Source organism: Falsiroseomonas sp., from assembly GCF_041690465.1.
Classification (GTDB): domain Bacteria; phylum Pseudomonadota; class Alphaproteobacteria; order Acetobacterales; family Acetobacteraceae; genus Falsiroseomonas.
The window spans coordinates 1-22,155 of record NZ_JAWLHG010000015.1 but is presented as its reverse complement, the minus strand read 5'-3'; the positions used below and the strand labels follow the sequence as shown (position 1 = coordinate 22,155).

Below are 22,155 nucleotides of genomic sequence, written 5' to 3'. Positions count from 1 at the left end.
ACGCCCGACCATGGATGCCCACGCCCTGCTCTCCGCCGTGCTCATGGGCATCGTGGAGGGCGCAACGGAATTCCTGCCGATCTCCTCGACGGGCCATCTGGTCCTGCTCGGCGTGCTGATCGGCTTCGAGGGACCGGCCAGCGTCACCTTCAAGATCGCCATCCAGCTCGGCGCGGTGCTCGCCGTGGTGGTGGTGTTCTGGCGCACGCTGCTCGAGCTCGCGCTGAAGGCCTGGCGCCCGGGGCCGGAGCGCTTCTACGCGGTGAACATCCTGCTCGCCTTCCTGCCGGCGATGGTGATCGGCGCCACCTTCTACGGCGCCGTGCAGGCCATGCTGATGAACCCCTATGTGGTCTGCTTCGCACTGATCGCCGGCGGCGTCGCGATCATCGCGATCGAGCGCTGGCGGCCGCGCCCGACGATCCGCTCGGTGCCGGAGATCGGCCCGCTCGCCGCGCTGCTGATCGGCTTCGGCCAGGTGCTGGCGATGGTCCCGGGCACCTCGCGCTCCGGCGCCACCATCATCACCGCGCTGCTGGTGGGCGTGGAGCGGCGCACGGCGGCCGAGTTCTCCTTCATCCTCGCCATCCCGACGATGTTCGCCGCCACGGTCTATGCGCTGTGGAAGGCGCGCCGCGACCTCGATCTCTCCAGCCTGACGCAGATCGGCGTCGGCTTCGTGGTGTCCTTCATCGTCGCGCTGGTGGTGGTGCGGTGGCTGATGTCGGTGATCGCGCGCATCGGCTTCACCCCCTTCGGCTGGTACCGCATCGCGCTGGGCAGCGTCATGCTGGTGGTGCTGGCGCTCCGCTGAACGGCCCCGCGGCGGCCTGATATTGGCGGCGTCGGTCTCAGACCGATGCCGAGGCCGCGAATGCGGCCCGCCGCAAGTGCGGCGAAGCCAAGGAAACCGGAGGTTTCCGCCCGGCGTCTGAGGGCCAACAAGCACTCACGCCATCGGTCAACGAAGTTGGCCGATGGCAGGTCGCGCGGCCAGCAGCGCGGCCGCCTGCTCGGCCAGCCGGCTGCCGCTCACCGGCTTGCGCAGCAGGACGAAGGCGCCGCTGCCGGCCAGGCTGCTGGCCATCGCCTGCTCCGCGGCCTCCCCGGCATAGCCGGTCAGCAGAATGGCCGGCAGGCCCGGCAGCCGCCGCCGTGCCTCGCGGATCACCGCCACGCCGTCCATGCCCGGCATCGCGAGGTCGGTGACGATCACCTCGCAGCATGCGCCGCGGTCCAGCAGCGCCAGCGCCGCCGCACCGTCGGCGGCCTTCGCCACCTCGTAGCCTTCCTCCTCCAGCTCCTGCGCCAGCACCTCGCGCACCGCCGGCTCGTCATCCACCAGCAGCAGGATTGCGCGTGGCGCGCCGCCCGCGGGGTCGGGCGCCGCCGCCCGCGCCGGCGCCGGCGGACCGCGGGCCATGCCGTCGCCGGCGACCGGCAGCCGCATCGTGACCCGGGTGCCCTCCCCCGGCGCGCTCTCGATCGCCAGCGCGCCGCCGGAGCCCTCGGCCAGGCTGCGCGCCATCGCGAGGCCGAGGCCGGTGCCCCGGCCCTGCGGCTTGGTGGTGAAGAACGGCTCGGTCGCGCGGGCCAGCGTCTGCGCGTCCATGCCGGTGCCGGTATCCGCCACCAGCAGCCGCACATAGGCGCCAGCCGCCAGGCCGGCCGGCCCGCCGCCGGGCGGCACCTCCTCGACCGTGGCCGACAGCGTCAGGATGCCGCCCCCCGGCATGGCGTCGCGGGCGTTCACGGCGAGGTTGACCAGCGTCGTCTCCAGCTGGCCGCGATCGGCCAGCACGGGCGGCAGGCCGGGCGGCGCCATCACCTCGATCCGCAGGGCGGGCGGCAGGGTGGCGGCCAGCACCTCCCGCAGCCCGCGGAGCAGCTCGCCGGGGTCCAGCGGCTCGGCCCGCAGCTCGCCGCGATGCGCGAAGGCCAGCAACCGCCGTGTGACCGATTCCCCCCGGCGCGCCGCATCCGCCACCATCCCGGCCAGCCGCGTGACCGCCGTGGCATCGCCGGCGCGCCGGTGGATCAGCGCCGCGCCGCCCGAGACGGCCTGCAGGATGTTGTTGAAATCATGCGCGATGCCGCCGGCCAGCTGGCCCACCGCCTCCAGCTTCTGCGCGTGGCGGAGGCTCTCCTCGGTGGCGCGGTGCTCGGCGATCTCGGCGGCGAGCCGCGCCCTTGCCGCCTCCAGCTCCCGCGTCTGGCGCGCCAGGTCGATGCGCAGGCCCACGGTCTCGGCGAAGTGGCGGCTGGAACGGCGGGCACTCAACCCGAGCGCGGCGAGGAAGACGAGGATCATCGCCGCGCCGACCAGACCCCGCGCGTGGCCTTCCATCGCCATCCACGCCACGATGGGAAGGCCGGCCGGCAGGATGAAGCCGAGCGCGGCCGGCAGCCAGGCATGGTTCAGCGCCACGGCGCCCGCGCTCATGCCGCCGATCACGAACACCCAGAACAGCTGCAGCGCCTCGGAGTCCGGCCAGAGCCAGGCGGCGCCGCCGCCCCAGACGAGTCCTGCTGCGCCGGCCGTCCAGGCGACGGCTGCACCCCAGCGCCCCGCCTGTGCCGGCGGTGGCGATGCCCGGCGCCAGGCCCGCCAGACGCCCAGCCGCAGTGCCGCAACCGCCAGCGTCGCCGCGACCCAGGCGAAGATCCGGGGATCGGGCGCGACGGCGTGCAGGAGGCCCGCCATCAGCCCGGCATTGACGAGCGTCACCGCGACCGCCAGCGGGATCTGCCGGATCGTTGCGGCCACCCGCTCGGCCCTGATCCCGGCGTCGGGCGTCATCGGCGCGGTCAGGCCGCCGGCCTGCCGCCGCATCGTCCGTGGCGGCCGTGGCGGCCGTGGCGGCCGTGGCGGCCGTGAAGCCGGCAACGCCGCAATCCGCCGCAGGCAGAGCCGGATCGTTCAACTCTCGGCCGCATCAGCCACCTCGCCGCAACGCGCGCGGGCGGAATGCTACTACGCGTCCGGCGACGAGGTCGAAACTTCTGCGTGGCCGGCCGGCGGTGGCGGACGCCGCCGGCCCAGCCGTCAGGCCGGCACGGCGACCTTGTACTCGGCCTCGGTCTTGGCGCGGATCTCGGCCTCGGTCACGCCGCGGGCAAGCTCCACCAGCCGCATCCCGCCATCGCCCTTCTTGTCGATGGCGAAGACGCCGAGGTCGGTGATCACCACATCCACCACGCCGCGGCCGGTCAGCGGCAGGTTGCACGCCTTCAGCAGCTTCGGCTTGTCGCCCGGTGCGCAATGCTCCATGAGCACGATCACCTTCTTCACGCCGGCGACCAAGTCCATCGCGCCGCCCATCCCCTTCACCATCTTCCCGGGGATCATCCAGTTCGCCAGGTCGCCATTCTGCGCCACCTGCAGCGCGCCGAGGATGGACAGGTCGATATGCCCGCCGCGGATCATCCCGAAGCTCTGCGCGCTGTCGAAGAAGCTGCTGGTGGGCAGCTGGGTGATGGTCTGCTTGCCGGCATTGATCAGGTCCGGGTCCTCCTCGCCCTCGTACGGGAAGGGGCCGAGGCCGAGCATGCCGTTCTCGGATTGCAGCTGCACCGTCATGCCGGGCGGCACGTGGTTGGCCACCAGCGTCGGGATGCCGATGCCGAGGTTGACGTAGAAGCCGTCCTGCAATTCGCGGGCGGCGCGGGCGGCCATTTCGTCGCGGGTCCAGGGCATGGTCTGCGCCTCCTCAGATGGGCTTCGTCGCGGGGCCCGCGGCGGCGGCGGGGTGCTTCGTGACGGTGCGGTTCTCGATGCGCTTCTCGTAGCCGGGCGGGCAGGCGATCAGGCGCTTCACGAAGATGCCGGGCGTGTGGATGTGGTCGGCGTCGAGCTCGCCGGGGCGCACCAGGTGTTCCACCTGCGCCACCGTCACGCGCGCGGCGCTGGCCATGATCGGGTTGAAGTTCCGCGCCGTCTTCCGATAGACGAGATTGCCCTCGTGGTCGCCCATGTAGGCGTGGACGATGGCGAGGTCGGCGAACAGCGTGCGCTCCATCACATAGGTCTCGCCGTCGAACTCCGCGGTCGGCTTGCCTTCGGCGATCTGCGTGCCGACGCCGGTCTTGGTGTAGAAGGCCGGGATGCCGGCGCCGCCGGAGCGGATGCGCTCGGCCAGCGTGCCCTGCGGGTTGAACTCGATCTCCAGCTCGCCGGCCAGGTACTGCTTCGCGAAGGTCGCGTTCTCCCCGACGTAGGAGCTGATCATCTTCCGGATCTGCCTTGTCTCCAGCAGGATGCCGAGGCCGACGCCGTCGATGCCGGCGTTGTTGGAGATCACGGTCAGGTCCTTCACCCCGCTTTCGCGGATCGCCTCGATCAGCAGGCTGGGGATCCCGCAGATGCCGAAGCCGCCGGACATGATGCTCATGCCGTTCTTCAGCAGCCCGGCGAGGGCTTCGGTGGCGTCCTTGTGGACCTTGCGCATGGCGCCTCGCGTCTCCGCCTGGTTCGTGTCGGGGCGCACCCTATTGAGGCGTCGCGCCGCATGGAAGGGGCAGGGAGGGACCCTTGCGCCGCGCCGGGCCGAGGGCTATACGGCGCGCCTCCCAAGCACTGCGGGGCCATAGCTCAGTTGGGAGAGCGCTTGAATGGCATTCAAGAGGTCAGGGGTTCGACTCCCCTTGGCTCCACCAGTTTCGGCGCATTGAGTCACTGATGCGCCTGGGTTTGGGGCCGTCGCGCAAGCGCCGGCCCCAATTCTTTTCCCGACAGGGTCGCTGCAGCCCGCTCGTTCAGCGAAGATTGCGCCCGTCCCACAGACGAGGATGGCGAAAGCCGGGGCCATCGCCGCGGTCGAAATACCCGAGGTCGCCGGGGTAGTACCCGAGATCCGGCCCACCGCCGCCGTCACGTCCCCCGACATTGCGATCCTGCTCACGGCCGCGCCGGAACGGCGCCCGCGTCGTCCAGTCACGATCCTCGTACCAGCCGAACTGGCGGTGGCCGAGGCCCTCAAGCCGCCTGCGTCGCTCGTCCATGCGGCCCTGCTCGTAGCCGCGCATGAACGGCGCTCGCGTCGTCCAATCGCGATCCTCGTACCAGCCGAACTGGCCCCGGTCCGCAGAACGGTCGCCTGTCTGCGCAGTCGCCGGGCCGGCTGCGAGCAACGCTCCGCCAGCGGCGATGGCAGCAGCCATGAAGAGGGTCCGGATCGCCATTGCTTCGCTCCTCCTTTGCCCGAATGCTCCCTGGACAGCGCCCGGCAGCCGCGCGCCGGCTCATTGGCATGCGACCGCACGACGGGCTTCGTCGGTCGACGGGCTGCCGTAGCGGCCTGCGACGCCATCGCCATGCCGCCGCCGCAGTTCTGCGGGCTTCGCCCGCTGGCCGGTGACGCTACTCGCGCCTGCCCTCACGCCCGGCACCGCGGACGAGCTGGCGTGCCGGCTCTATCGCCGCTTGGGGCGGTCGCGCGAGACATCCACCGGCCCGCCGCGCTGGCTGGCCAGCTCGTTGCGGTCGCCGGTCTGGAAGTCGTTGCTGCCGAAGCCATCGCCGCTGGCGATCGGGTCGTCCACCGTCCCCGCCGCCCGGTCGTCGCGGCTGCGCGAGGCCTCGCTGGCGGCGACGCCGCCCGGATTGGTCTCGCGGCCGCCGCCCTGCGGCCCTCCCCCCTGCGGGATGGCATTTGTGGGATCGGGGCGCTGGTCGGTCTCCCCGGCGGTCTTCGGCTCGCCGCCCGGGCGCTGCGGCCGCAGTGCGTCCTCCGCGCCGCCCGGTGCGTCCTTCCGGTTCTCATCCTGCATGGCGCTGGTCCTCCTTGATAAGGTGGAAACGCCCGCGGGAGGCAGGGGTTTGGCCGCGCCCTGTCGCGCGCACGGGTTGACGTCAGCGGTCCGGCGGCCTTTCAAGCGACCTCTTCCTGACCCCGGCGCGAGGGAGCGCACGCCATGACCCCTGCGATCAAGGACGCCCTGATGGGCGTCACCACGGCCACGCTGACGACGGTGCTGCTCAAGAAGGGCGTGCGCTTCTGCTACATCGCCGGGGCGCGGCCGATCGTGCCGGGCAACTTCACCCGCATCGTCGGCCCGGCCTTCACGCTCCGCTTCACGCCGACGCGCGAGGACCTGGCGACGGTCGAGAGCTGGTCCTCGCCGCGTTCCACCCGCGCCGCGATCGAGGACATGCCCGAGGGCTGCGTCGCAGTGGCCGATGCGATGGCCAGCACCTCCTCCGGCATCTTCGGCGACATCCTCTGCGCGCGGATGAAGGTGAAGGGCGTCGCCGGGCTGGTGACGGACGGCATGGTGCGCGACGGCCAGGGCGTGATCGGCACCGGCCTGCCGGTGTTCTGCCAGGGCTATGTGGCGCCGGCCTCGGTCGCCGCGCTGAACTTCGTCGGCTGGCAGGAGACGATCGGCTGCGGCGGCGTGACGGTGGTGCCGGGCGACATCGTGGTGGCCGATGGCGACGGCGCGGTGGTCATCCCGGCCGCGCTGCTGGAGGCGGTGACCGAGGCGGCGGTGGAGCAGGAGCGGCTGGAAGGCTGGATCATGCAGGAGGTCGGCAAGGGCCTGGCGCTGCCCGGCCTCTATCCCGCCAATACCGAGACCAAGGCGCGCTACGAGGCGGACAAGGCCGCGGGGCGGGTCTGACGCGCGACGCGGCGAGGCGCGCCTACGCGCGACGCAGCCGGGCGCGCCTGCGCGCGACGCAGCCGGGCGCGCCTGAGCCTCCGCCCGCCCGCGGCGGAGTTTCCGGTGCCTCGGGTTGCTGACTGCCCGCACCGGCGCACGGCCTGTCACGCCGGGAACAGGGATCGCCGCCTGGCCTCCGCCATCATCCGGGCATCGCCGCACCGCTGCGGCCCCCGGATCGGCAGGAGCCCGCCATGTCCCTCTCTTTCGTCGCCTGGACCGTCTTCGGCACACCCTGGAGCGACAACATCCGGCTGCCCGACGGCGCGAACTGGCACCTCCTCGCCGGGGACGGCGACGACCTGATCTATGGCGGCGACTGGACCGACATCGTGAAGGGCGAGGACGGCAACGACACGATCTTCGGCAATCTCGGCGGCGACGAGATCTACGGCAACGCCGGCGACGACGACCTCTATGGCGGCTGGGGCTATGACACGCTGGTCGGCGGCAGCGGCCACGACCTGCTGATGGGCCACCAGGGCTTCGACTCGCTGAATGGCGGCGCGGGCCAGGACACGCTGCAGGGCGGCGACCTCCGCGACACGCTGACCGGCGGCTACAGCGCCGACATCTTCCGCTACGTCTCGGTGGAGGACAGCCCGGGCTCGTACCAGCACAGCACCGCCGACCTGATCACCGACTTCACGCCGGGCGTGGACAAGATCGACCTGAGCCGGATCGACGCCATCTCAGGGCGCAGCGGGAACAACGCGTTCACCTTCCTCGGCGAGAGCGACTACCGGGGCGACTACGGCACGGTGACCTACAAGCACCAGACCGGCGAGACGCTGATCATGGTGGAGACGGATGGCTGGCAGGGCACGGACATGGAGATCCGTCTGGCCGGCACGCACACGCTGAGCGCGTCCGACTTCATCCTGTGAAGCGGGGCTCCGGCAAAAAAGGCCCCGGTACCTCGCGGTACCGGGGCAAGTCTGGCCCGCGCAGGATGCGCGGAACCGCCGGGAGAAAACGTCGAGGCACCGCCTTGACGGAATACAATCTGACAGGTCGTACCTCACGACGCCGTGACCCTAAAGTGAAGGCTCTGCAACCTATGGTCGGTCCGCCGCGCTGTTGCGCGCGTACCACAGGGCCTATTCGGCGGCCGCGCTCGCCCCGGCTGCGGCCGCGTCGCGGAGCAGCGCACCCTGCCGGCACAGCGCCGCCTGGATCTCGCCCACCGGCACCGCGCGCGGCATGACGCCGCGATCAGCCGCCAACGCCGCCGCCACGCCGGCGGCCTGCCCGGTCAGCCAGCACTGCGGGATCTCGCGCAGGAAGGAGTGGCTGGTGGTGTCGCAGGCCAGGTGCCGGCCCGGCGCCAGCAGCCCCTCCAGCGCCACCGGCACGATCGCGCCATAGGGCACCGAGACCGGCGCGAATTTCGGCGCCAGGCTCGGCGAGACGCCGATCTCGTTCGGCGAGACCCGGCCGTCCCACCAGTCGCGGGTCACCGGCTCCACGCCTCCCAGCCGCCGCGTATGCCGCACGCCGAGTTGCGGCGCGGAGAGCATCGGGAAGGCGCCGGCGAAGCCCGGGCATTCGGCGCGGTAGCGCTCCAGGTGGCGGAACATCAGTCGGTGGCTGGTCACCTCCACCTCGCTGAGGTCGTCCACCATCACCGCCGAATAGCCCGCCAGCCGCGGCCCCATGAACAGCGCCACGTCGTCTCGCCAACTCGCAAAAGCCTTGTCGAAGAAGCCGACCGCCTCCTTGCCGCGGCGCATGAACTCGCTGAACTCCTCGGGCTTCTCGGCCCGCCAGGCGAGGTAGCGCGGCATGTCCACGCCGCCGAACACCCAGGAGGTGTTCATGCAGTGGTGGATGTCGCGGGCATCGATGTCGTCCGCGAAGGCCGCGCCGGCGCGGGCGTAGAGGTCGCCATCGCCGGTGGCGTCCACCGTGACCTTCGCCAGCACGGCGCGGCGGCCCTGCTTGCTCTCGAAGATCGCGCCGGTCACGGCGCCCGCCTCGATCACCGGCTCGGCGCCCCAGGCGTGGAAGACCAGGTCAACGCCGGCCTCGGCCGCCATCTCCAGGCTGGCGGCCTTCAGGTGCTCGGGGCAGGCGGAGGGCGAGTGGGTGACGATGCCGTGGAAGGCCGCGGTCCGCAGCGCCCACCAGGCGGCGGTCGCGGCCTCGCGGGAGCCCCAGGCTTCGCGCGGCGGGCCGGCGAGCGCGTCCTTCGGCAGGCGGTCGAGCAGCTCCTCGGCCAGGCCGCGGATCAGCAGCGCGCCGTCCCAGCCCGTCATGCGGTCGATCCAGACCACCAGGCCGCCGGTGGACAGCCCGCCCAGATGATTGTGCCGCTCCAGCAGGAGGGTCCGCGCGCCGAGCCGCGCCGCGGCCACCGCCGCCGCCCACCCGGCCGGGCCGCCGCCCACCACCAGCACGTCGCAGATCGCATGTACCGGGATCTCGCGCGCCGCTTCCCGCACGCTTCGCCCGGTCGGGGCGCGGCGGCGGGCCGGGTCGCGGCCGGAGAAGACCTCGGAGCGGAAGAACAGGCGGCCGCCATCCGCGCCCTCGGGGTTCGTGCCCATGCCGCCTCTATAGCCGCGGCAGCGCCCCATACCCAACCGCCTTCCCGGCCCTGGCGTCCGCACCTATGGTGCCGGCCATGCGCAACCTCCTGCAGGACGCCGACCGCGACCGGCTGGTCGCGCCGCTCGCCGACGCGCTGGTGGGCGAGGTGTCGCTCGGGGGGCAGCGCTTCCGCGCGCTGGGCGAGGCGAAGGGCAGCGCGCTGTTCCCGCTGGCCGCCAATGCCGCCGCCGCCGAATTGCTGCTGCTGCCGGGCCTGCGGGAGGCGCATGGCCAGCTCTCCGATACGCTGCTCGACTTCGTCATGGCGATGGCCGACGCAGAGCCCGCCTGCCGCCGGGCGGTGGGCGGGCGGATCGAGGTCCGGCGCGACGATCCGCGCGACTTCGACATCCTCACCCCCTTCTTCCGCCTCACCGGCGACCTCTCGCGCGGCGAGCTGCACCAGGCGCCGCGCGCGCCGGGCGGGCCGGTGCTGCTGCACAGCGGCAACCTGGTGGAGTTCCGCATCGGCCGCCGCCGCAGCTGCGCCGATGTGGAGGAGGCGATCACCGACTGCGCCGTTGAGCGGCAGGGCAACCGCGTCGTGCTACGCCATGCCGGCACCATCCGCGGCGCCGCCGGGCTGCTCGCGCCGCGCCAGGTGGCGGCAGGCCGGCTGGAGGTGGCCTACGAGCTCCGCCCGGACAGCCCGGTGCTGCGCGTCACCGTCCGCTTCACCGCCGCCCGCCGGCTGCGCGGGTTGCGCCTGACCACCGCGCTCGACGCACTGGACGAAAGTGGGCTCGGCGCCAACGCCGCGCGGCTGCGCAAGGGCGCCGCCTGGCGGGAGCCCGCGCCGCCCGCCGCCCCCGGCACGGCGCGCTGGGCGGAGGGCATTCCGGTCTCGCACCTGGCGCTCGGCCGCGCCGGCTGGCCGGCTGGCGGGCCGGTGCTGCACCTGCGCCCGCTGGCGCCGGGGGGCGTGGCCTCGGTCACCGCCGAGGCGCGGCGCCCCGGCGCGGTGCATTGGCTGCTGCTGCGCCACGGCCCCGTGGACCTCGAAGCGGGCGGGGCGATGGTGGTGCGGGAGGACCGCCTGCTCACGGCCGGCGGCGAGGTGGCGCGGGTCGCCGCGATGATGGCGGCCGAGCCGGCGGGGCTCGACCTCGACCCGGCGCCGCCCTCCGGCGCGGCGCTCCACGCGGTGGCAACCGCGCTGCTGTTCGATGGTTCGCCGGATGCCTTGCCGGCGCCGCGCCGCGCCGCGCTGACCGCCTTCGCCGCCCGCCAGGCCGTGCGCGTGGCGGCGGCCGAGGACCCGGAGGAACTCGCCTGGGGCCTGCTCGGCGCCGATACGCTGCGCCGGGCCGGCGATGCCGAGGCGCCGGCGCTGATGGCGCGGCTGCTCGAACGACTGGCTGCGCGGCTGCCGGCCGGTACCGGCCCGGCGGCCGCGCAGGCGGTGGCGCTGCTGGCCAGTGCCCGCGCGGCGACCTGGCCCGATGGCGGCCGCGCCGCCGCCGCCCTGCCCGGCCGGCTCGCGCCCCTCGCGGCGGAAGACGGGCTGCCAACGGCGAGCGTGGAAGCGCTCGCGCTGGTCGCGCGCGCGTCGGGCGCGGTGGTGCTGGCCGGCGGGCAGGGCGTCGTCCTGCCCGAGGCGACGCTCGCCCAGGCCCAGGCGCTGCACCGCCGCGCGGTGAACCTGCTGCGCCCGATGGTCCGTTCGCGCGACGGGCAGCTGGTGGTGGCGCCGCAGCGCGGCCCGGCAACGGCGCCGCAGGTGCTGGTCACGCTCGCCCTGCTCGCCCCCGACCGGCTTGCCCTGGCCATCCGGGCGCCGGAACGCGTGGACGCATGATGCTGGCGGCGGCGGTCGTCGACCGATGCCGAGGCCGCGAATGCGGCCCGCGGCAAGTGCCGCGAAGCCAAGCCGGCGGAGCCGGCGCCCGGCGCCTGAGGGCACAAGGAAGCTCATACCATCGGCCAACGAAGTTGGCCGATGGTATGAAGCGGCTGCCGCTGCTGCTGCTGGCGTGGCTGGCTGCCTGCGCCGCACCGCCCGAGCCGCCGCTGCCCTATCCGCCGGCCGCGGCGGAGCGGGTGATCCGCCTCGCGCTGGCGGAATGGCGCGACTGGGGCGGCGTGGTGCAGGAGGCCTTCGCCCCCGCGCCCTCCGGCAGCCCCGAGACCGAGCCCGCCAATTTCCCGCGCGTTCTGGCCTATTGGCAGGCTGTGCCGCAGGAGGAGGCCGCGATTCGCGCGAACCGCCGCCGCTACGCCACGGCGCTGGCCGGCCAGGCCGCCGCCGGACCGGCGCTCTGGGCGGAACCGGCCTGGTCGGCCGCCTTCATCTCCTGGGTGTTCCGCAGCGCCGGGGTGGACGCCGCCGAGTTCCCGCCGAGCGCCACCCATGCGCTGTATCTCGACGGGCTGATCGCCGCCGCGCGCCGCTTTCCCGCCACCGCCCCCTTCCTGCCGCGCGCGCCGGAGGAGCACCCGCCCCGCCCCGGCGACCTCATCTGCCGCGACCGCAGCGCCGCCCCCCTTCGCCACTGGCGCGAAAGGCTGGCGGAGGGGGGCTCGATCCGGCCGATGCATTGCGACATCGTGGTGGCGGCGCCGGCTGGCGCGGTGGAGGCGGTCGGCGGCAATGTCGGCGATGCCGTCACGCTGACCCGCTTCCCCGCCCTGCCCGATGGCCGCCTGCAACCGGCGCCGCCGGGCCAGGCGCCGATCGTCCTCGTCATGGAAAGCCGGCTCGGCCGGCTGCCCCCCTGGAGTCCCCCTGCCTTGCAACCTGTGTCCTGGAACCTGCGATGACCGATCTTTTCTCCCCGCTGACGCTGCGCGGCGTGACGCTCGCCAACCGCATCGGCATCTCGCCGATGTGCATGTATTGCTGCGGTGACGACGGCAAGCCGACCGACTGGCACCTGGCGCATCTGCTGAGCCGCGCCATCGGCGGCGCCGCGCTGGTGATGACGGAAGCGACCGCGGTGACGCGCGACGGCCGCATCACCCCGGGCGACCTCGGCCTGTGGGAGGATGCGCAGCTTCCCGGCCACAAGCGGCTGGCGGCGGCGATCGCCCATGCCGGCGCGGTGCCGGCGATCCAGCTCGGCCATGCCGGCCGCAAGGGCAGCCGCACCGCGCAATGGGCGGAACGCGCGGCCGAGCCGGGCTGGCAGACCGTCTCGGCCTCGGACGTCCCGATGGGCGATTTCGCCGCCCCGCGCCCGATGACCGATGAGGAGATCGCCGCGCTGCCCGGGCAGTTCGCCGCCTCCGCCCGCCGGGCGGTCGCCGCCGGCTACCGGCTGATCGAGCTGCATGGCGCGCATGGCTACCTGCTGCACCAATTCCTCTCGCCGCTGTCCAACCGCCGCAACGACTGCTGGGGCGGCGATTTCGACGGCCGCACCCGCCTGACGCTGGAGGTGGTGCGCGCCGTCCGCGAGGTGGTGCCGGAGGAGATGCCGCTGGCGCTGCGCGTCTCCCACACCGACTGGGCGGAGGGCGGCTGGACCACGGAGGAGACGGTGGAGCTCGCCCGCCGGGTGAAAGCGCTGGGGATCGACCTGCTGGATGTCTCCTCCGGCGGCATCGATCCCGCGCGCCAGAAGATCCCGCTCGGCCCGGGCTACCAGGTGCCGGGCGCGGTGGCGGTGCGCGAGGGCGCAGGTGTGGCGGTGGCCGCCGTCGGCCTGATCACCGAGCCGGAGCAGGCCCAGGCGATCGTGTCGGAGGGCAAGGCGGACATGGTGCTGCTGGCCCGCGCCGTGCTGCGGGACCCCTATTGGCCGATGCGCGCGGCGGCGGCGCTCGGCCGGGTGGATGCGATCAAGGGCCCGCCGCAATACGACCGCGCCTGGGGCACCATCGCGCGCTTCGGGATGCGGATGGAGACGGCGGAGCCCATGCGGGCGCTCTGATCGGGCGGACGGTCGCGCCGTTGCACCAACCCGCCCCCGCAAAGGGGGGGGCCACGGCGGCGCGGTGACGACCGAAGGCTGGCCGGGGTGGGGGCGCGACCGACGCCCCCCTCCGAAACCCCTTACCCACCGCCTTCAACTCGCGACTCGCGGCTGGTAAGGTGCCGCCCCCGCCTCCGGGCGGCACGGGGCCTTGGCGGCCCGGAACGCGGCACCCCGCCGCGGCAGGGCCGCCGCAAGACGTCGGGATTCGAGTGCCATGAAGTTCTCTGTGGACAGGGCAGTTCTGCTCAAGGCGCTCGCCCACGTGCAAAGCGTGGTGGAACGGCGCAACACCATCCCCATCCTGGCCAATGTGCTGCTGGAAGCGCGCGAAGGCGGCCTCAAGCTCACCGCCACCGACATGGAGATCGCGGTGGTGGAGGAGGTGCCGGGCGTCACCGTCCAGCGCCAGGGCCGCACCACCGCGCCGGCCGCGACGCTCTACGAGATCGTCCGCAAGCTGCCGGAGACGGCGAAGCTGGAGCTCGACCATCCCGGCGGCGACGCGCAGTTGACGCTCCGCGCCGGCCGCTTCGACGCCAAGCTCGCCGTGCTGCCGGTGGACGACTTCCCCTCCATGACGGAGGGCAAGCTGCCGCACAAATTCGCCCTGCCGGCGGGGCAGCTGCGCGAGCTGATCGACCGCACCCGATTCGCGATCAGCACCGAGGAGACGCGCTACTATCTCAACGGCATCTACCTGCACGCCACCGAGGCTTCCGGTGCGAAGGTGCTGCGCGCCGTCGCCACCGACGGCCACCGCCTCGCCCGCGTCGAGGAGCAGCTGCCGCCCGGCGCCGATGGCATGCCGGGCGTGATCATCCCCCGCAAGACGGTGAACGAGCTGCGCAAGCTGGCCGAGGAGGTGCAGGACGAGATCGCGGTGGCGCTCTCCGACACCAAGATCCGCTTCACGCTGGGCTCGGTGCAGCTGACCTCCAAGCTGATCGACGGCACCTTCCCGGAATACGAGCGGGTGATCCCGCGCGGCAACGACAAGGTGCTGAAGGTCTCGAAGAAGGACTTCGCCGAGGCGGTGGCGCGCGTCGCCGGCATCAGCAGCGAGCGGTCGCGGCCGGTGAAGCTCAGCGTGGACCGCAACCACCTGCTGCTCTCCGCCGCCAGCCCCGAGCTGGGCCAGGCGCAGGAGGAGCTGGACGGCGAGGCGGTGAGCTACGAATCGAGCCCGCTCGAGATCGGCTTTCAGGCCCGCTACCTGAACGACATCACCGACCAGATCGCCGACCAGGTGGAGTTCCGTTTTTCGGACGGCTCGGCGCCGACCATCGTGACGGACAGCGCCAAGCCGGAGGCGCTCTACGTGCTGATGCCGATGCGGGTGTGACCGCCCGCCGCGCAACCCGCGCTCCCGCCGCCTCGTTCTGATCGTTGCGCCTCTCGTTCCGGGCGCAATCAGCGCAACGCCGGCGGGAGACGAGCATGGACAAGAACGCAACGGGGCTGCGCCCGAGCGACGAGGCGAAGCCGGCCTCCCTCGAATACGGCCGCCGCCAGGGCGAGGCGATGCAGAGCGCATTGCACCGCATGATCCGCGACATCGCCGATGACGGCGCGGTCCGCCCGGCCGACGACTACCTCGTCTCCTACGCCGTCGAGAAGGCCGAGGGCCTGTGGGTCCCGCGCGACGGGGAGCTGCACTGGCAGGAGCCCGAGGCGGAGAACCTGCATCTCGAGGTCGCGGTTTGCGATGCGGCCGATGGCCGCTTCCTGCCGGGCCTCGAGGTCATCGCCACGCTGCTCGCCCCGGACGGGCAGCAGGTCGGCACCCACCGCCAGCCCTTCCTCTGGCATCCCTGGCTGCACCATTACGGCCGCAACTGGCAGGTGCCCGGCGACGGCAACTACACGCTCAAGGTCCGGATCGAGCCGCCGCCCTACGCACGGCATGACCGGATCAACGGCAACCGCTTCACCCGCCCGGTCGAGGTCACCTTCGAGGACGTGGCGGTGAAGACAGGCCGCGGCTGACGCGCCGGCCCCGGCGTCAATCCACCCTTGCCCCCGAGCGCCTGACGCCCTCGCCCCAGCGGCGGTCATCGGCTTCCAGGAAGGCCGCGAACGCCGCCGCGTCGCTGCCGATCGCCTCCACGCCGAGCTCGCGCAGCCGTGCCTGCAGCTCGGGCGCCTGCATCGCCGTCCGCATCTCGCCCGCCAGCCGGTTGACGATCGCCGCGTCCACCCCGGCGGGGAACAGCGCGCCCTGCCAGACCTTCACGTCGAAGCCGGGCAGCCCCGATTCCGCGACGGTCGGCACCTGCGGCAGCGCCGGGGCGCGGCGATCGCCGCTCACCGCCAGCGCGCGCAGCCTTCCGGCCTCGATGCCGGGGGCGGAGGACAGCACGTTGTCGAAGCCGACCGCGACGCGCCCGGCCATCAGGTCGGTCAGCAGGGGCGGGCTGCCGCGATAGGGCACATGCACCATGTCGATGCCCGCCGCCGCCTTGATCAGCTCCATCGCTAGGTGCCCCGCCGTGCCATTCCCGGCCGAGCCGTAGGACAGCGCACCGGGCCGGGCGCGCGCCAGCGCCAGCAACTCCTGCAGGTTGCGGGCCGGCAGCTCCGGGTTGGCGACCAGCACATAGGGCGCCGAGGTCAGCAGCGAGACCGGCGTGAAATCCCGTCGCGGATCGAAGGAAAGCCGGCTGAACAGATGCGCGTTGATGACGTGGCTCGGCCCGGTGATCAGCAGCGTGTAGCCATCCGGCGGCGACTTCGCCACGACATCGGTGCCGATGTTCCCCGCCCCGCCGCCGCGGTTGTCCACCACGAATTGCTGCCCGACCTGCGCGGTCAGCCGTTGCGAGACCGCGCGCGCGACGAGGTCCGCGCCGCCGCCCGCCGCGAAGGGAACCACCACCCGCACCGGCCGCGCGGGCCAAGCCTCCTGCGCAATGGCCGGCAACGCCATGCCGGCCAGCGCCGTCGCGGCCAACCGGCCGAGTCCCCGCCGCGACATCGATCCATCCGCCATGGCACCGTTCCCCCTCTTCAGACTGGATCCAGTCTAGGTTCGGGGTCGGTGACGTGTCGAGCGCAGCGGCCCCGCGGGCGCCGCGCGCCTGGCGGAACCCCGGGCGGCGGGTGCGGTTGCCTTGCCAACAAGGCGCCATCGCGCCTGACCGGGAGACCCAGCCATGTCCGTGAAGCTCAAGCCGCTCGCCGAGCAGACCATCGTCATCACCGGCGCCACCTCCGGCATCGGCCTCACCACCGCCTGCCGCGCCGCCGCGCGCGGCGCGAAGGTGGTGCTGGTGGCGCGCAACGAGGATGCGCTGCGGGAGATCCGCGACGGCATCCTCGCCCGCGGCGGGCGCGCGGACTACGTCGTCGCCGATGTCGGCGACAAGGAGGACATGATCCGGGTCGGTGCCGAGGCCGAGCGGCATTTCGGCCGCTTCGACACCTGGGTGAACAATGCCGGCATCGGCGTCTATGCGAAGCTCGAGGAGCTCAGCGACGAGGACCATGAGCGGCTGTTCCGCACCAACTACTGGGGCGTGGTGTACGGCTCCCGCGTTGCCCTGCAGGCGCTGAAGCGGCATGGCGGCGCGCTGATCAACATGGGCTCCATCGCTTCCGAGATGCCCTCGCCGATGCTCGGCGCCTATACCGCGACCAAGCACGCGGTGAAGGGCTTCACCGACAGCCTGCGGCTCGAACTGCTGCACGAGGGGGCGCCGGTCTCGGTGACGCTGATCCAGCCCTCCGGCATCGACACGCCCTTCGGCGAGCATGCGCGGAACTACATGGACGAGGCGAGCCAGGTGCCGCCGCCGGTCTATGCGCCGGAGGTGGTGGCTGACGCCATCCTGCACGCGGCCGAGCACCCGACGCGCAACCTCGTCGTCGGCGGCGTCGGGCGGGCGATGATCGCCGCCTCGCGGGTGGTGCCCTCGCTGGCGGACCGGCTCTTCGCCTGGTCCTTCTTCAAGACCGCGCGCCAAGCCGGACGTCCGCCGCGCGACACGCCGAAGAACCTGCACCAGCCGGGCGAGGACGGCAGCCGCCATGGCGACCAGGGTCACCAGTTCGGCAGCAGCCTCTACACCGCCGCGCGGATGCACCCCGCTGCCACCCTCGGCGCGCTGGCGGCCGGGGCCGCGCTGGTCGGGATGATCGCCAGCGGGCGGGTGCAGCCGGCGAATGCGGCGCATCGCCTGCAGCGGGCGCTGGAGCACGACCGCGCGGCTTGACGTTCGTCATCTGTTCGCCCACAATGCTATCATTGATAGCAGAGTGGGATACGCCGCCATGGCGCAGCTTCTGGTGCGCAACGTGGACGAGGATGTCATCGCGCGGCTGAAGGCCCGGGCAGCGGCCAATGGTCGGTCCATGGAGGCAGAGCTGCGCGAGCTGATTCGTGCCGGCCTCAGCGCCACGCACCAGGCGGATCGCTGGGCAGAGTTCGGGCGCCTCGCCGACATCTCTCTCGCGATGACGGCAAACCGACCGCCGGGCGCGGCAACGGCCGAGGAACTGCAACGCGAATCGCGCGAGGAGCGGTGACGACGCACGGTTTTGTCCTCGATGCCTCGGTCGCCATCAAGATGGTGGTGGCCGAGCCGGGGTCCGACGCCGCCCGCCGCCTGCGCGGGCTGCGCCTGCTGGCGCCGGACCTGATCTGGGCCGAATGCGGCAATATCCTGTGGAAGGCGGTGCGGCGCGGCATCCTGGAGGCGCCGCAGGCGGAGCTGGCCTGCGCGACGCTGCTGCGCCTGCCCTTCGAGGTCGTGCCCTCCGCCGGGCTCCTGCCGGCCGCGCTGCAGCGTGCCGTAACGCTCGATCATCCGGCCTATGACTGCCTCTACCTCGAACTGGCCGCGACGCTCGGCCTGCCGCTCGTCACCGCCGACCGGCGGCTGCGGCTGCTCGCCTCGCCGGGGGTCCAGGTGATCGGCCTGGACGACCTCACCTGACCGGACCCGCCCCGCCCCCGCTGCGGCTCACCCGCCTGCGGCTCACCGATTTCCGCTCCTACCCGGCCTTCGATGCGCGCTTCGCCGGCCGCATCGTCGCGATCGGCGGCGAGAACGGCGTCGGCAAGACCAACCTGCTGGAGGCGATCAGCCTGCTCGGCCCCGGCCGCGGCCTGCGCGGGGCGAAGGCCGGCGAGATCGGCCGGCGGACCGCCGCGGACAGCCGCCCCTGGGCCGCCTGGGGCCGCTTCGAGGGGCCGCATGGCAGCGCCGACATCGCCACCGGCACCGTCGGCGAGGAAGGCAGCGACGCGCGCCGCAAGTGGCGGCTGGATGACGAGCCGCTGAAATCCTCGGCCGAGCTCGCCGACCGTGCCGCCGCGGTCTGGCTGACCCCGCAGATGGACCGGCTGTTCCAGGAGGGGGCCTCCGGCCGCCGCCGCTTCCTTGACCGCCTGGTCTGGGCGCTGGAACCCGGCCATGCGCGGGAGGTCGCGGCCCATGAAACCGCCATGTCCGGCCGCAACCGCCTGCTGGCCGAGGGCCGCCGCGATGCCGGCTGGCTGGCGGCGCTCGAGGATGCGATGGCGCGCCATTCGGTCGCCGCCGCCGCCGCCCGCCGGGCGCTGGTGGTGCGGCTCAATCGCCTGCTGGAGGCCGGCACCGCCACCGGCGCCTTCCCCGCCGCCAGGCTGGACCTGCTCGACCCCATCGCCGCCGCGCTGGAGGAAGCGCCGGCACTGGCCGTGGAGGACCGCCTGCGGGAGGAGCTGGCCGCCCAGCGCGGCCGCGATGCCGCCGCCGGTGGCGCGGCAGTGGGGGCGCACCGGGCCGATCTCGGCATGGCCCACCTGCCGAAGCAGCTGCCGGCCGAGCTGTGCTCCACCGGGGAGCAGAAGGCGCTGCTGGTCTCGGTGGTGCTGGCGCATGCCACGCTGATCGGCGCCGCCCGGGGCTTCGCGCCCCTGCTGCTGCTGGACGAGGTGGCCGCGCATCTGGACCGCGCCCGGCGGGAGGCGCTCTATGCAGCGCTGGCGGCCCTGCCCGCGCAGGTCTTCCTGACCGGCACCGACCCCGATATCTTCGCGCCCCTGCAAGGGTCGGCCGAAGGGTTCCGGGCGACGCCCGGCGGACTTGTTCCGTTGCCGGATTTTCTCGTGCCGAACCCCGGCTGAATCCCTATATTGCAAGGGTTCAGATGCATCACCGAAGGAGCCTCCGCCGGCATGTCCGACGCCGCCGCGCGCGCCACACCCCCGACGCCGAATTCCGAAGGGCCCGAGGCGTATGATAGCGCCTCCATCACCGTGCTGCGGGGTCTCGAAGCCGTGCGCAAGCGGCCGGGCATGTATATCGGCGACACCGATGACGGCTCCGGCCTGCACCACATGGCCTTCGAGATCATCGACAACGCCGTGGACGAGGCCCAGGCCGGCTACGCCACGCGCTGCGACGTGGTGCTGAACGGCGACGGCTCCGTCACCGTCACCGATGACGGGCGCGGCATCCCGGTGGACATCCACCACGAGGAAGGCGTCTCCGCCGCCGAGGTGGTGCTGACCCGCCTGCATGCCGGCGGCAAGTTCAACCAGAACTCCTACAAGGTCTCGGGCGGCCTGCACGGCGTCGGCGCCGCGGTGGTGAACGCGCTGTCGGAGTGGATGGAGGTCCGCATCTGGCGCGACGGGCGCGAGCACTTCATCCGCTTCGAGCATGGCGAGACGGTGCAGCCGCTGAAGGTGGTCGGCCCGTCGGAGCACCGCAACGGCACCGAGGTGACCTATAAGCCGTCCAGCGGCACCTTCACGAAGGTCGAATACGACTACACCGTGCTGGAACGCCGGCTGCGGGAGCTGGCCTTCCTCAACAGCGGCCTGGCGATCACGCTGAAGGACGACCGGCACGTGCCGGCGGTGGAGACGGCATTCTGCTTCAAGGGCGGCCTGGTCGCCTTCGTGGAATGGCTCGACCGGTCCAAGCAGCCGATTTTCAAGCCGCCGATCTCCGCCGTCAGCAAGGAGAATGACGGCATCCGCGTGGAGCTGGCGATGTGGTGGAACGACAGCCCGCATGAGCTGGCGCTGTGCTTCACCAACAACATCCCGCAGCGCGACGGCGGCACCCACCAGGCCGGCTTCCGCCAGGCGCTGACCCGCGTGGTGGCGAAATACGCCGAGGACCTGGCGAAGAAGGAGAAGGTCGAGCTCGTCGGCGACGACATGCGCGAAGGCCTGACCGCCGTGCTCTCGGTGAAGGTGCCGGACCCCAAGTTCAGCTCGCAGACCAAGGACAAGCTGGTCTCCTCCGAGGTGCAGCCGGTGGTGCAGATGGCCGTCGCCGACGCGCTCTCCCACTGGTTCGAGACGCATCCCAAGGAAGCCAAGCAGGTCATCGAGCAGGTCGTGCTCGCGGCGGCCGCGCGCAAGGCGGCACAGCTGGCGCGCGAGAAGGTGGGGCGCAAGAACGCGCTCGACATCTCCACCCTGCCCGGCAAGCTGGCCGATTGCCAGGAGAAGGACCCGGCGAAGAGCGAGATCTTCCTCGTCGAGGGTGACAGCGCCGGCGGTTCCGCCAAGCAGGGCCGCGACCGGCGCTTCCAGGCGATCCTGCCGCTCAAGGGCAAGATCCTGAACGTCGAGCGCGCACGGATGGACAAGATGCTGTCGAGTGCGGAGGTCGGCACGCTGATCACGGCACTCGGCACCGGCATCGGCCCCGGGCCATCGGAGAAGGGCGGCTTCGACGCCGGCAAGCTGCGCTACCACCGCATCGTCATCATGACCGACGCCGACGTGGACGGCAGCCACATCCGCACGCTGCTGCTCACCTTCTTCTTCCGCCAGATGCACGAGCTGATCAGCCGCGGGCATCTCTTCATCGCGCAGCCGCCGCTCTACCGCGCCAAGCGCGGCAATGACGAGCGCTACCTGAAGGACGACCGCGCGCTCGAGGATTTCCTGCTGGAGAAGGCGCTGTCCGGCGCGCGGCTGCGCTACGCCAGCGGCGACGAGCTGCGCGGCGATGAGCTGCGCGAGCAGGTGGAGAAGCTGCGCCAGGTGCAGTCGCGCATCCGCCGCCTCGCCACCCAGGTGCCGGCGACGATCGTGGAGCAGGCGGCGGTGGCCGGCGCGCTGACGCTCGATGCCGACCGCGCGCTGACCGGCGCGGCGGTGCTGGCGCAGCGGCTCGACGTGCTGGCGCCGGTCAGCGAGCGCGGCTGGAAGGCGACGGCGGATGGCAACGGGCTTTCGCTGTATCGCGTGGTGCGCGGCGTGACGGAGCGCCACGCGCTCGACCCCGCCGCGCTGAAGAGCGCCGAGGCGCGCTGGCTGGACGAGCGGCGCGAGGTGCTGGCTGCCGATTACGGCGCCGGGCCGGCGATGCTGGCCTTCGACGCGAACGAGGCGGCGATGCACGGCCCGCTGGCGGTGTGGGACCGCATCATCGCGCAGGGCCGCAAGGGCCTCACCATCCAGCGCTTCAAGGGGCTGGGCGAGATGAATCCCGACCAGCTCTGGAAGACCACGCTCGACCCAGCGGCCCGCACGCTGCTGCGCGTGCGCGTGGAGGACATCGAGGATGCCGAGCAGGTGTTCTCCACGCTGATGGGCGACGTGGTGGAGCCGCGCCGCGACTTCATCGTGGAGAACGCACTGAAGGTGGCAAACCTCGACGTGTGACGCGGCCGTTGTTGGAGAGATGGTCCGTAACGCAGAGAACGCGAAACCCGACTCAGATAATGCGCGGGTTTCTCACCGCGAAGCGTGAGCGCGTCTGAACCGCATTCACGAGGTCAGGGGTTCGACTCCCATTGGCTCCACCAGTTTCCGCGGTCTAGCCCGCTATTGCTCTGACTGTGCATAGCCGCAGTGGCGGAAGTAGGCGGTGCACTCGGCGGTGCTGAAGCGGTCGAGGAGGCTGCCGATGGTGTCCCAAAGAGCGGCGACGGTCCTGGCGGCGGCGGATCGGAGCAGGCGCTTGAGCTTGCTGAAGGCGAGTTCGATCGGGTTCAGATCGGGGCTGTAGGGCGGCAGGTAGAGCAACTGCGC

General features: G+C 72.4%; 21 protein-coding genes and 1 tRNA gene. 14 read left to right on the top strand and 8 right to left on the bottom strand.

The window, feature by feature from the left end; translation table 11 throughout:
- Positions 1-10: 10 nt before the first annotated feature.
- Positions 11-814 (top strand): undecaprenyl-diphosphate phosphatase, encoded by an 804-nt coding sequence (locus tag ACESM1_RS15845; protein ID WP_372621625.1) that lies wholly within the window; start codon positions 11-13, stop codon positions 812-814.
- 147 nt (positions 815-961) lie between these two features.
- Here ACESM1_RS15845 and ACESM1_RS15840 read toward each other — a convergent pair whose 3' ends face one another.
- The 3 genes from ACESM1_RS15840 to ACESM1_RS15830 form a co-directional block, all read right to left on the bottom strand.
- On the bottom strand, positions 962-2,800 hold the full coding sequence (locus ACESM1_RS15840) for a response regulator (protein WP_372621623.1): 1,839 nt from the start codon (positions 2,798-2,800) through the stop codon (positions 962-964).
- Positions 2,801-3,046: 246 nt separating this feature from the next.
- Positions 3,047-3,697, bottom strand: coding sequence for a CoA transferase subunit B (locus ACESM1_RS15835; RefSeq protein WP_372621621.1), 651 nt, complete (start codon positions 3,695-3,697; stop codon positions 3,047-3,049).
- 13 nt (positions 3,698-3,710) lie between these two features.
- Positions 3,711-4,448 (bottom strand): CoA transferase subunit A, encoded by a 738-nt coding sequence (locus ACESM1_RS15830; RefSeq protein ID WP_372621619.1) that lies wholly within the window; start codon positions 4,446-4,448, stop codon positions 3,711-3,713.
- A gap of 132 nt (positions 4,449-4,580) precedes the next feature.
- Between ACESM1_RS15830 and ACESM1_RS15825 the strand changes: the two genes are divergently transcribed.
- Positions 4,581-4,656, top strand: a tRNA-Ala gene (locus ACESM1_RS15825).
- A 99-nt stretch (positions 4,657-4,755) separates the two neighbouring features.
- Here ACESM1_RS15825 and ACESM1_RS15820 read toward each other — a convergent pair.
- Positions 4,756-5,181, bottom strand: coding sequence for a hypothetical protein (locus ACESM1_RS15820; RefSeq protein WP_372621618.1), 426 nt, complete (start codon positions 5,179-5,181; stop codon positions 4,756-4,758).
- 231 nt (positions 5,182-5,412) lie between these two features.
- Positions 5,413-5,769: a hypothetical protein gene (locus ACESM1_RS15815; protein WP_372621616.1), complete on the bottom strand. Its 357-nt coding sequence runs from the start codon at positions 5,767-5,769 to the stop codon at positions 5,413-5,415.
- A 144-nt stretch (positions 5,770-5,913) separates the two neighbouring features.
- Here ACESM1_RS15815 and ACESM1_RS15810 point away from each other — a divergent pair, with 144 nt between their 5' ends.
- The gene (locus ACESM1_RS15810) at positions 5,914-6,621 is read left to right on the top strand and encodes a ribonuclease activity regulator RraA (protein WP_372621614.1); all 708 of its coding nucleotides are present in this window, start codon (positions 5,914-5,916) and stop codon (positions 6,619-6,621) included.
- Positions 6,622-6,857: 236 nt separating this feature from the next.
- The gene (locus tag ACESM1_RS15805) at positions 6,858-7,550 is read left to right on the top strand and encodes a calcium-binding protein (protein ID WP_372621612.1); all 693 of its coding nucleotides are present in this window, start codon (positions 6,858-6,860) and stop codon (positions 7,548-7,550) included.
- Between the two features lie 213 nt (positions 7,551-7,763).
- Here ACESM1_RS15805 and ACESM1_RS15800 read toward each other — a convergent pair whose 3' ends face one another.
- Positions 7,764-9,212: an FAD-dependent oxidoreductase gene (locus ACESM1_RS15800; protein ID WP_372621611.1), complete on the bottom strand. Its 1,449-nt coding sequence runs from the start codon at positions 9,210-9,212 to the stop codon at positions 7,764-7,766.
- A gap of 77 nt (positions 9,213-9,289) precedes the next feature.
- On the opposite strand from ACESM1_RS15800, the gene ACESM1_RS15795 reads away from it, so the two are divergent.
- The 5 genes from ACESM1_RS15795 to ACESM1_RS15775 all read left to right on the top strand — a co-directional run bounded on the left by ACESM1_RS15795 (position 9,290) and on the right by ACESM1_RS15775 (position 15,158).
- Positions 9,290-11,053: a hypothetical protein gene (locus tag ACESM1_RS15795; RefSeq protein ID WP_372621609.1), complete on the top strand. Its 1,764-nt coding sequence runs from the start codon at positions 9,290-9,292 to the stop codon at positions 11,051-11,053.
- Between the two features lie 134 nt (positions 11,054-11,187).
- Complete coding sequence (locus ACESM1_RS15790) at positions 11,188-12,015, top strand: DUF2272 domain-containing protein (RefSeq protein WP_372621607.1); 828 nt, start codon at positions 11,188-11,190, stop codon at positions 12,013-12,015.
- Positions 12,012-13,127, top strand: a complete 1,116-nt coding sequence (locus ACESM1_RS15785; protein WP_372621605.1) for an NADH:flavin oxidoreductase/NADH oxidase — start codon at positions 12,012-12,014, stop codon at positions 13,125-13,127. The genes ACESM1_RS15790 and ACESM1_RS15785 overlap by 4 nt, the downstream gene beginning before the upstream one ends.
- A 259-nt stretch (positions 13,128-13,386) precedes the next feature.
- Positions 13,387-14,514 carry a DNA polymerase III subunit beta gene (gene dnaN / locus ACESM1_RS15780; protein ID WP_372621603.1) on the top strand — a complete coding sequence of 376 codons (1,128 nt, stop codon included), beginning with the start codon at positions 13,387-13,389 and terminating at the stop codon, positions 14,512-14,514.
- Between the two features lie 95 nt (positions 14,515-14,609).
- A complete protein-coding gene (locus ACESM1_RS15775; protein ID WP_372621601.1) occupies positions 14,610-15,158 on the top strand; it encodes an iron transporter in 549 nt (182 codons plus the stop codon).
- A gap of 16 nt (positions 15,159-15,174) precedes the next feature.
- Here ACESM1_RS15775 and ACESM1_RS15770 read toward each other — a convergent pair whose 3' ends face one another.
- On the bottom strand, positions 15,175-16,161 hold the full coding sequence (locus tag ACESM1_RS15770) for a Bug family tripartite tricarboxylate transporter substrate binding protein (protein WP_372621599.1): 987 nt from the start codon (positions 16,159-16,161) through the stop codon (positions 15,175-15,177).
- Positions 16,162-16,324: 163 nt separating this feature from the next.
- Between ACESM1_RS15770 and ACESM1_RS15765 the strand changes: the two genes are divergently transcribed.
- Genes ACESM1_RS15765 through gyrB form a run of 5 tightly spaced genes read left to right on the top strand, consistent with a single transcriptional unit; the run spans position 16,325 to position 21,786 of the window.
- Positions 16,325-17,383, top strand: coding sequence for an SDR family oxidoreductase (locus tag ACESM1_RS15765; RefSeq protein WP_372621597.1), 1,059 nt, complete (start codon positions 16,325-16,327; stop codon positions 17,381-17,383).
- 58 nt (positions 17,384-17,441) lie between these two features.
- The gene (locus ACESM1_RS15760; protein WP_372621596.1) at positions 17,442-17,696 is read left to right on the top strand and encodes a FitA-like ribbon-helix-helix domain-containing protein; all 255 of its coding nucleotides are present in this window, start codon (positions 17,442-17,444) and stop codon (positions 17,694-17,696) included.
- The gene (locus tag ACESM1_RS15755; RefSeq protein ID WP_372621594.1) at positions 17,693-18,106 is read left to right on the top strand and encodes a type II toxin-antitoxin system VapC family toxin; all 414 of its coding nucleotides are present in this window, start codon (positions 17,693-17,695) and stop codon (positions 18,104-18,106) included. The genes ACESM1_RS15760 and ACESM1_RS15755 overlap by 4 nt, the downstream gene beginning before the upstream one ends.
- Positions 17,989-19,281, top strand: coding sequence for a DNA replication/repair protein RecF (gene recF / locus ACESM1_RS15750; RefSeq protein WP_372621795.1), 1,293 nt, complete (start codon positions 17,989-17,991; stop codon positions 19,279-19,281). The genes ACESM1_RS15755 and recF overlap by 118 nt, the downstream gene beginning before the upstream one ends.
- 51 nt (positions 19,282-19,332) lie before the next feature.
- A complete protein-coding gene (gene gyrB / locus ACESM1_RS15745) occupies positions 19,333-21,786 on the top strand; it encodes a DNA topoisomerase (ATP-hydrolyzing) subunit B (RefSeq protein WP_372621593.1) in 2,454 nt (817 codons plus the stop codon).
- 162 nt (positions 21,787-21,948) lie between these two features.
- Here gyrB and ACESM1_RS15740 read toward each other — a convergent pair.
- A partial coding sequence (locus tag ACESM1_RS15740) for a transposase (protein ID WP_372621592.1) occupies positions 21,949-22,155 on the bottom strand: 207 nt, incomplete at its 5' end.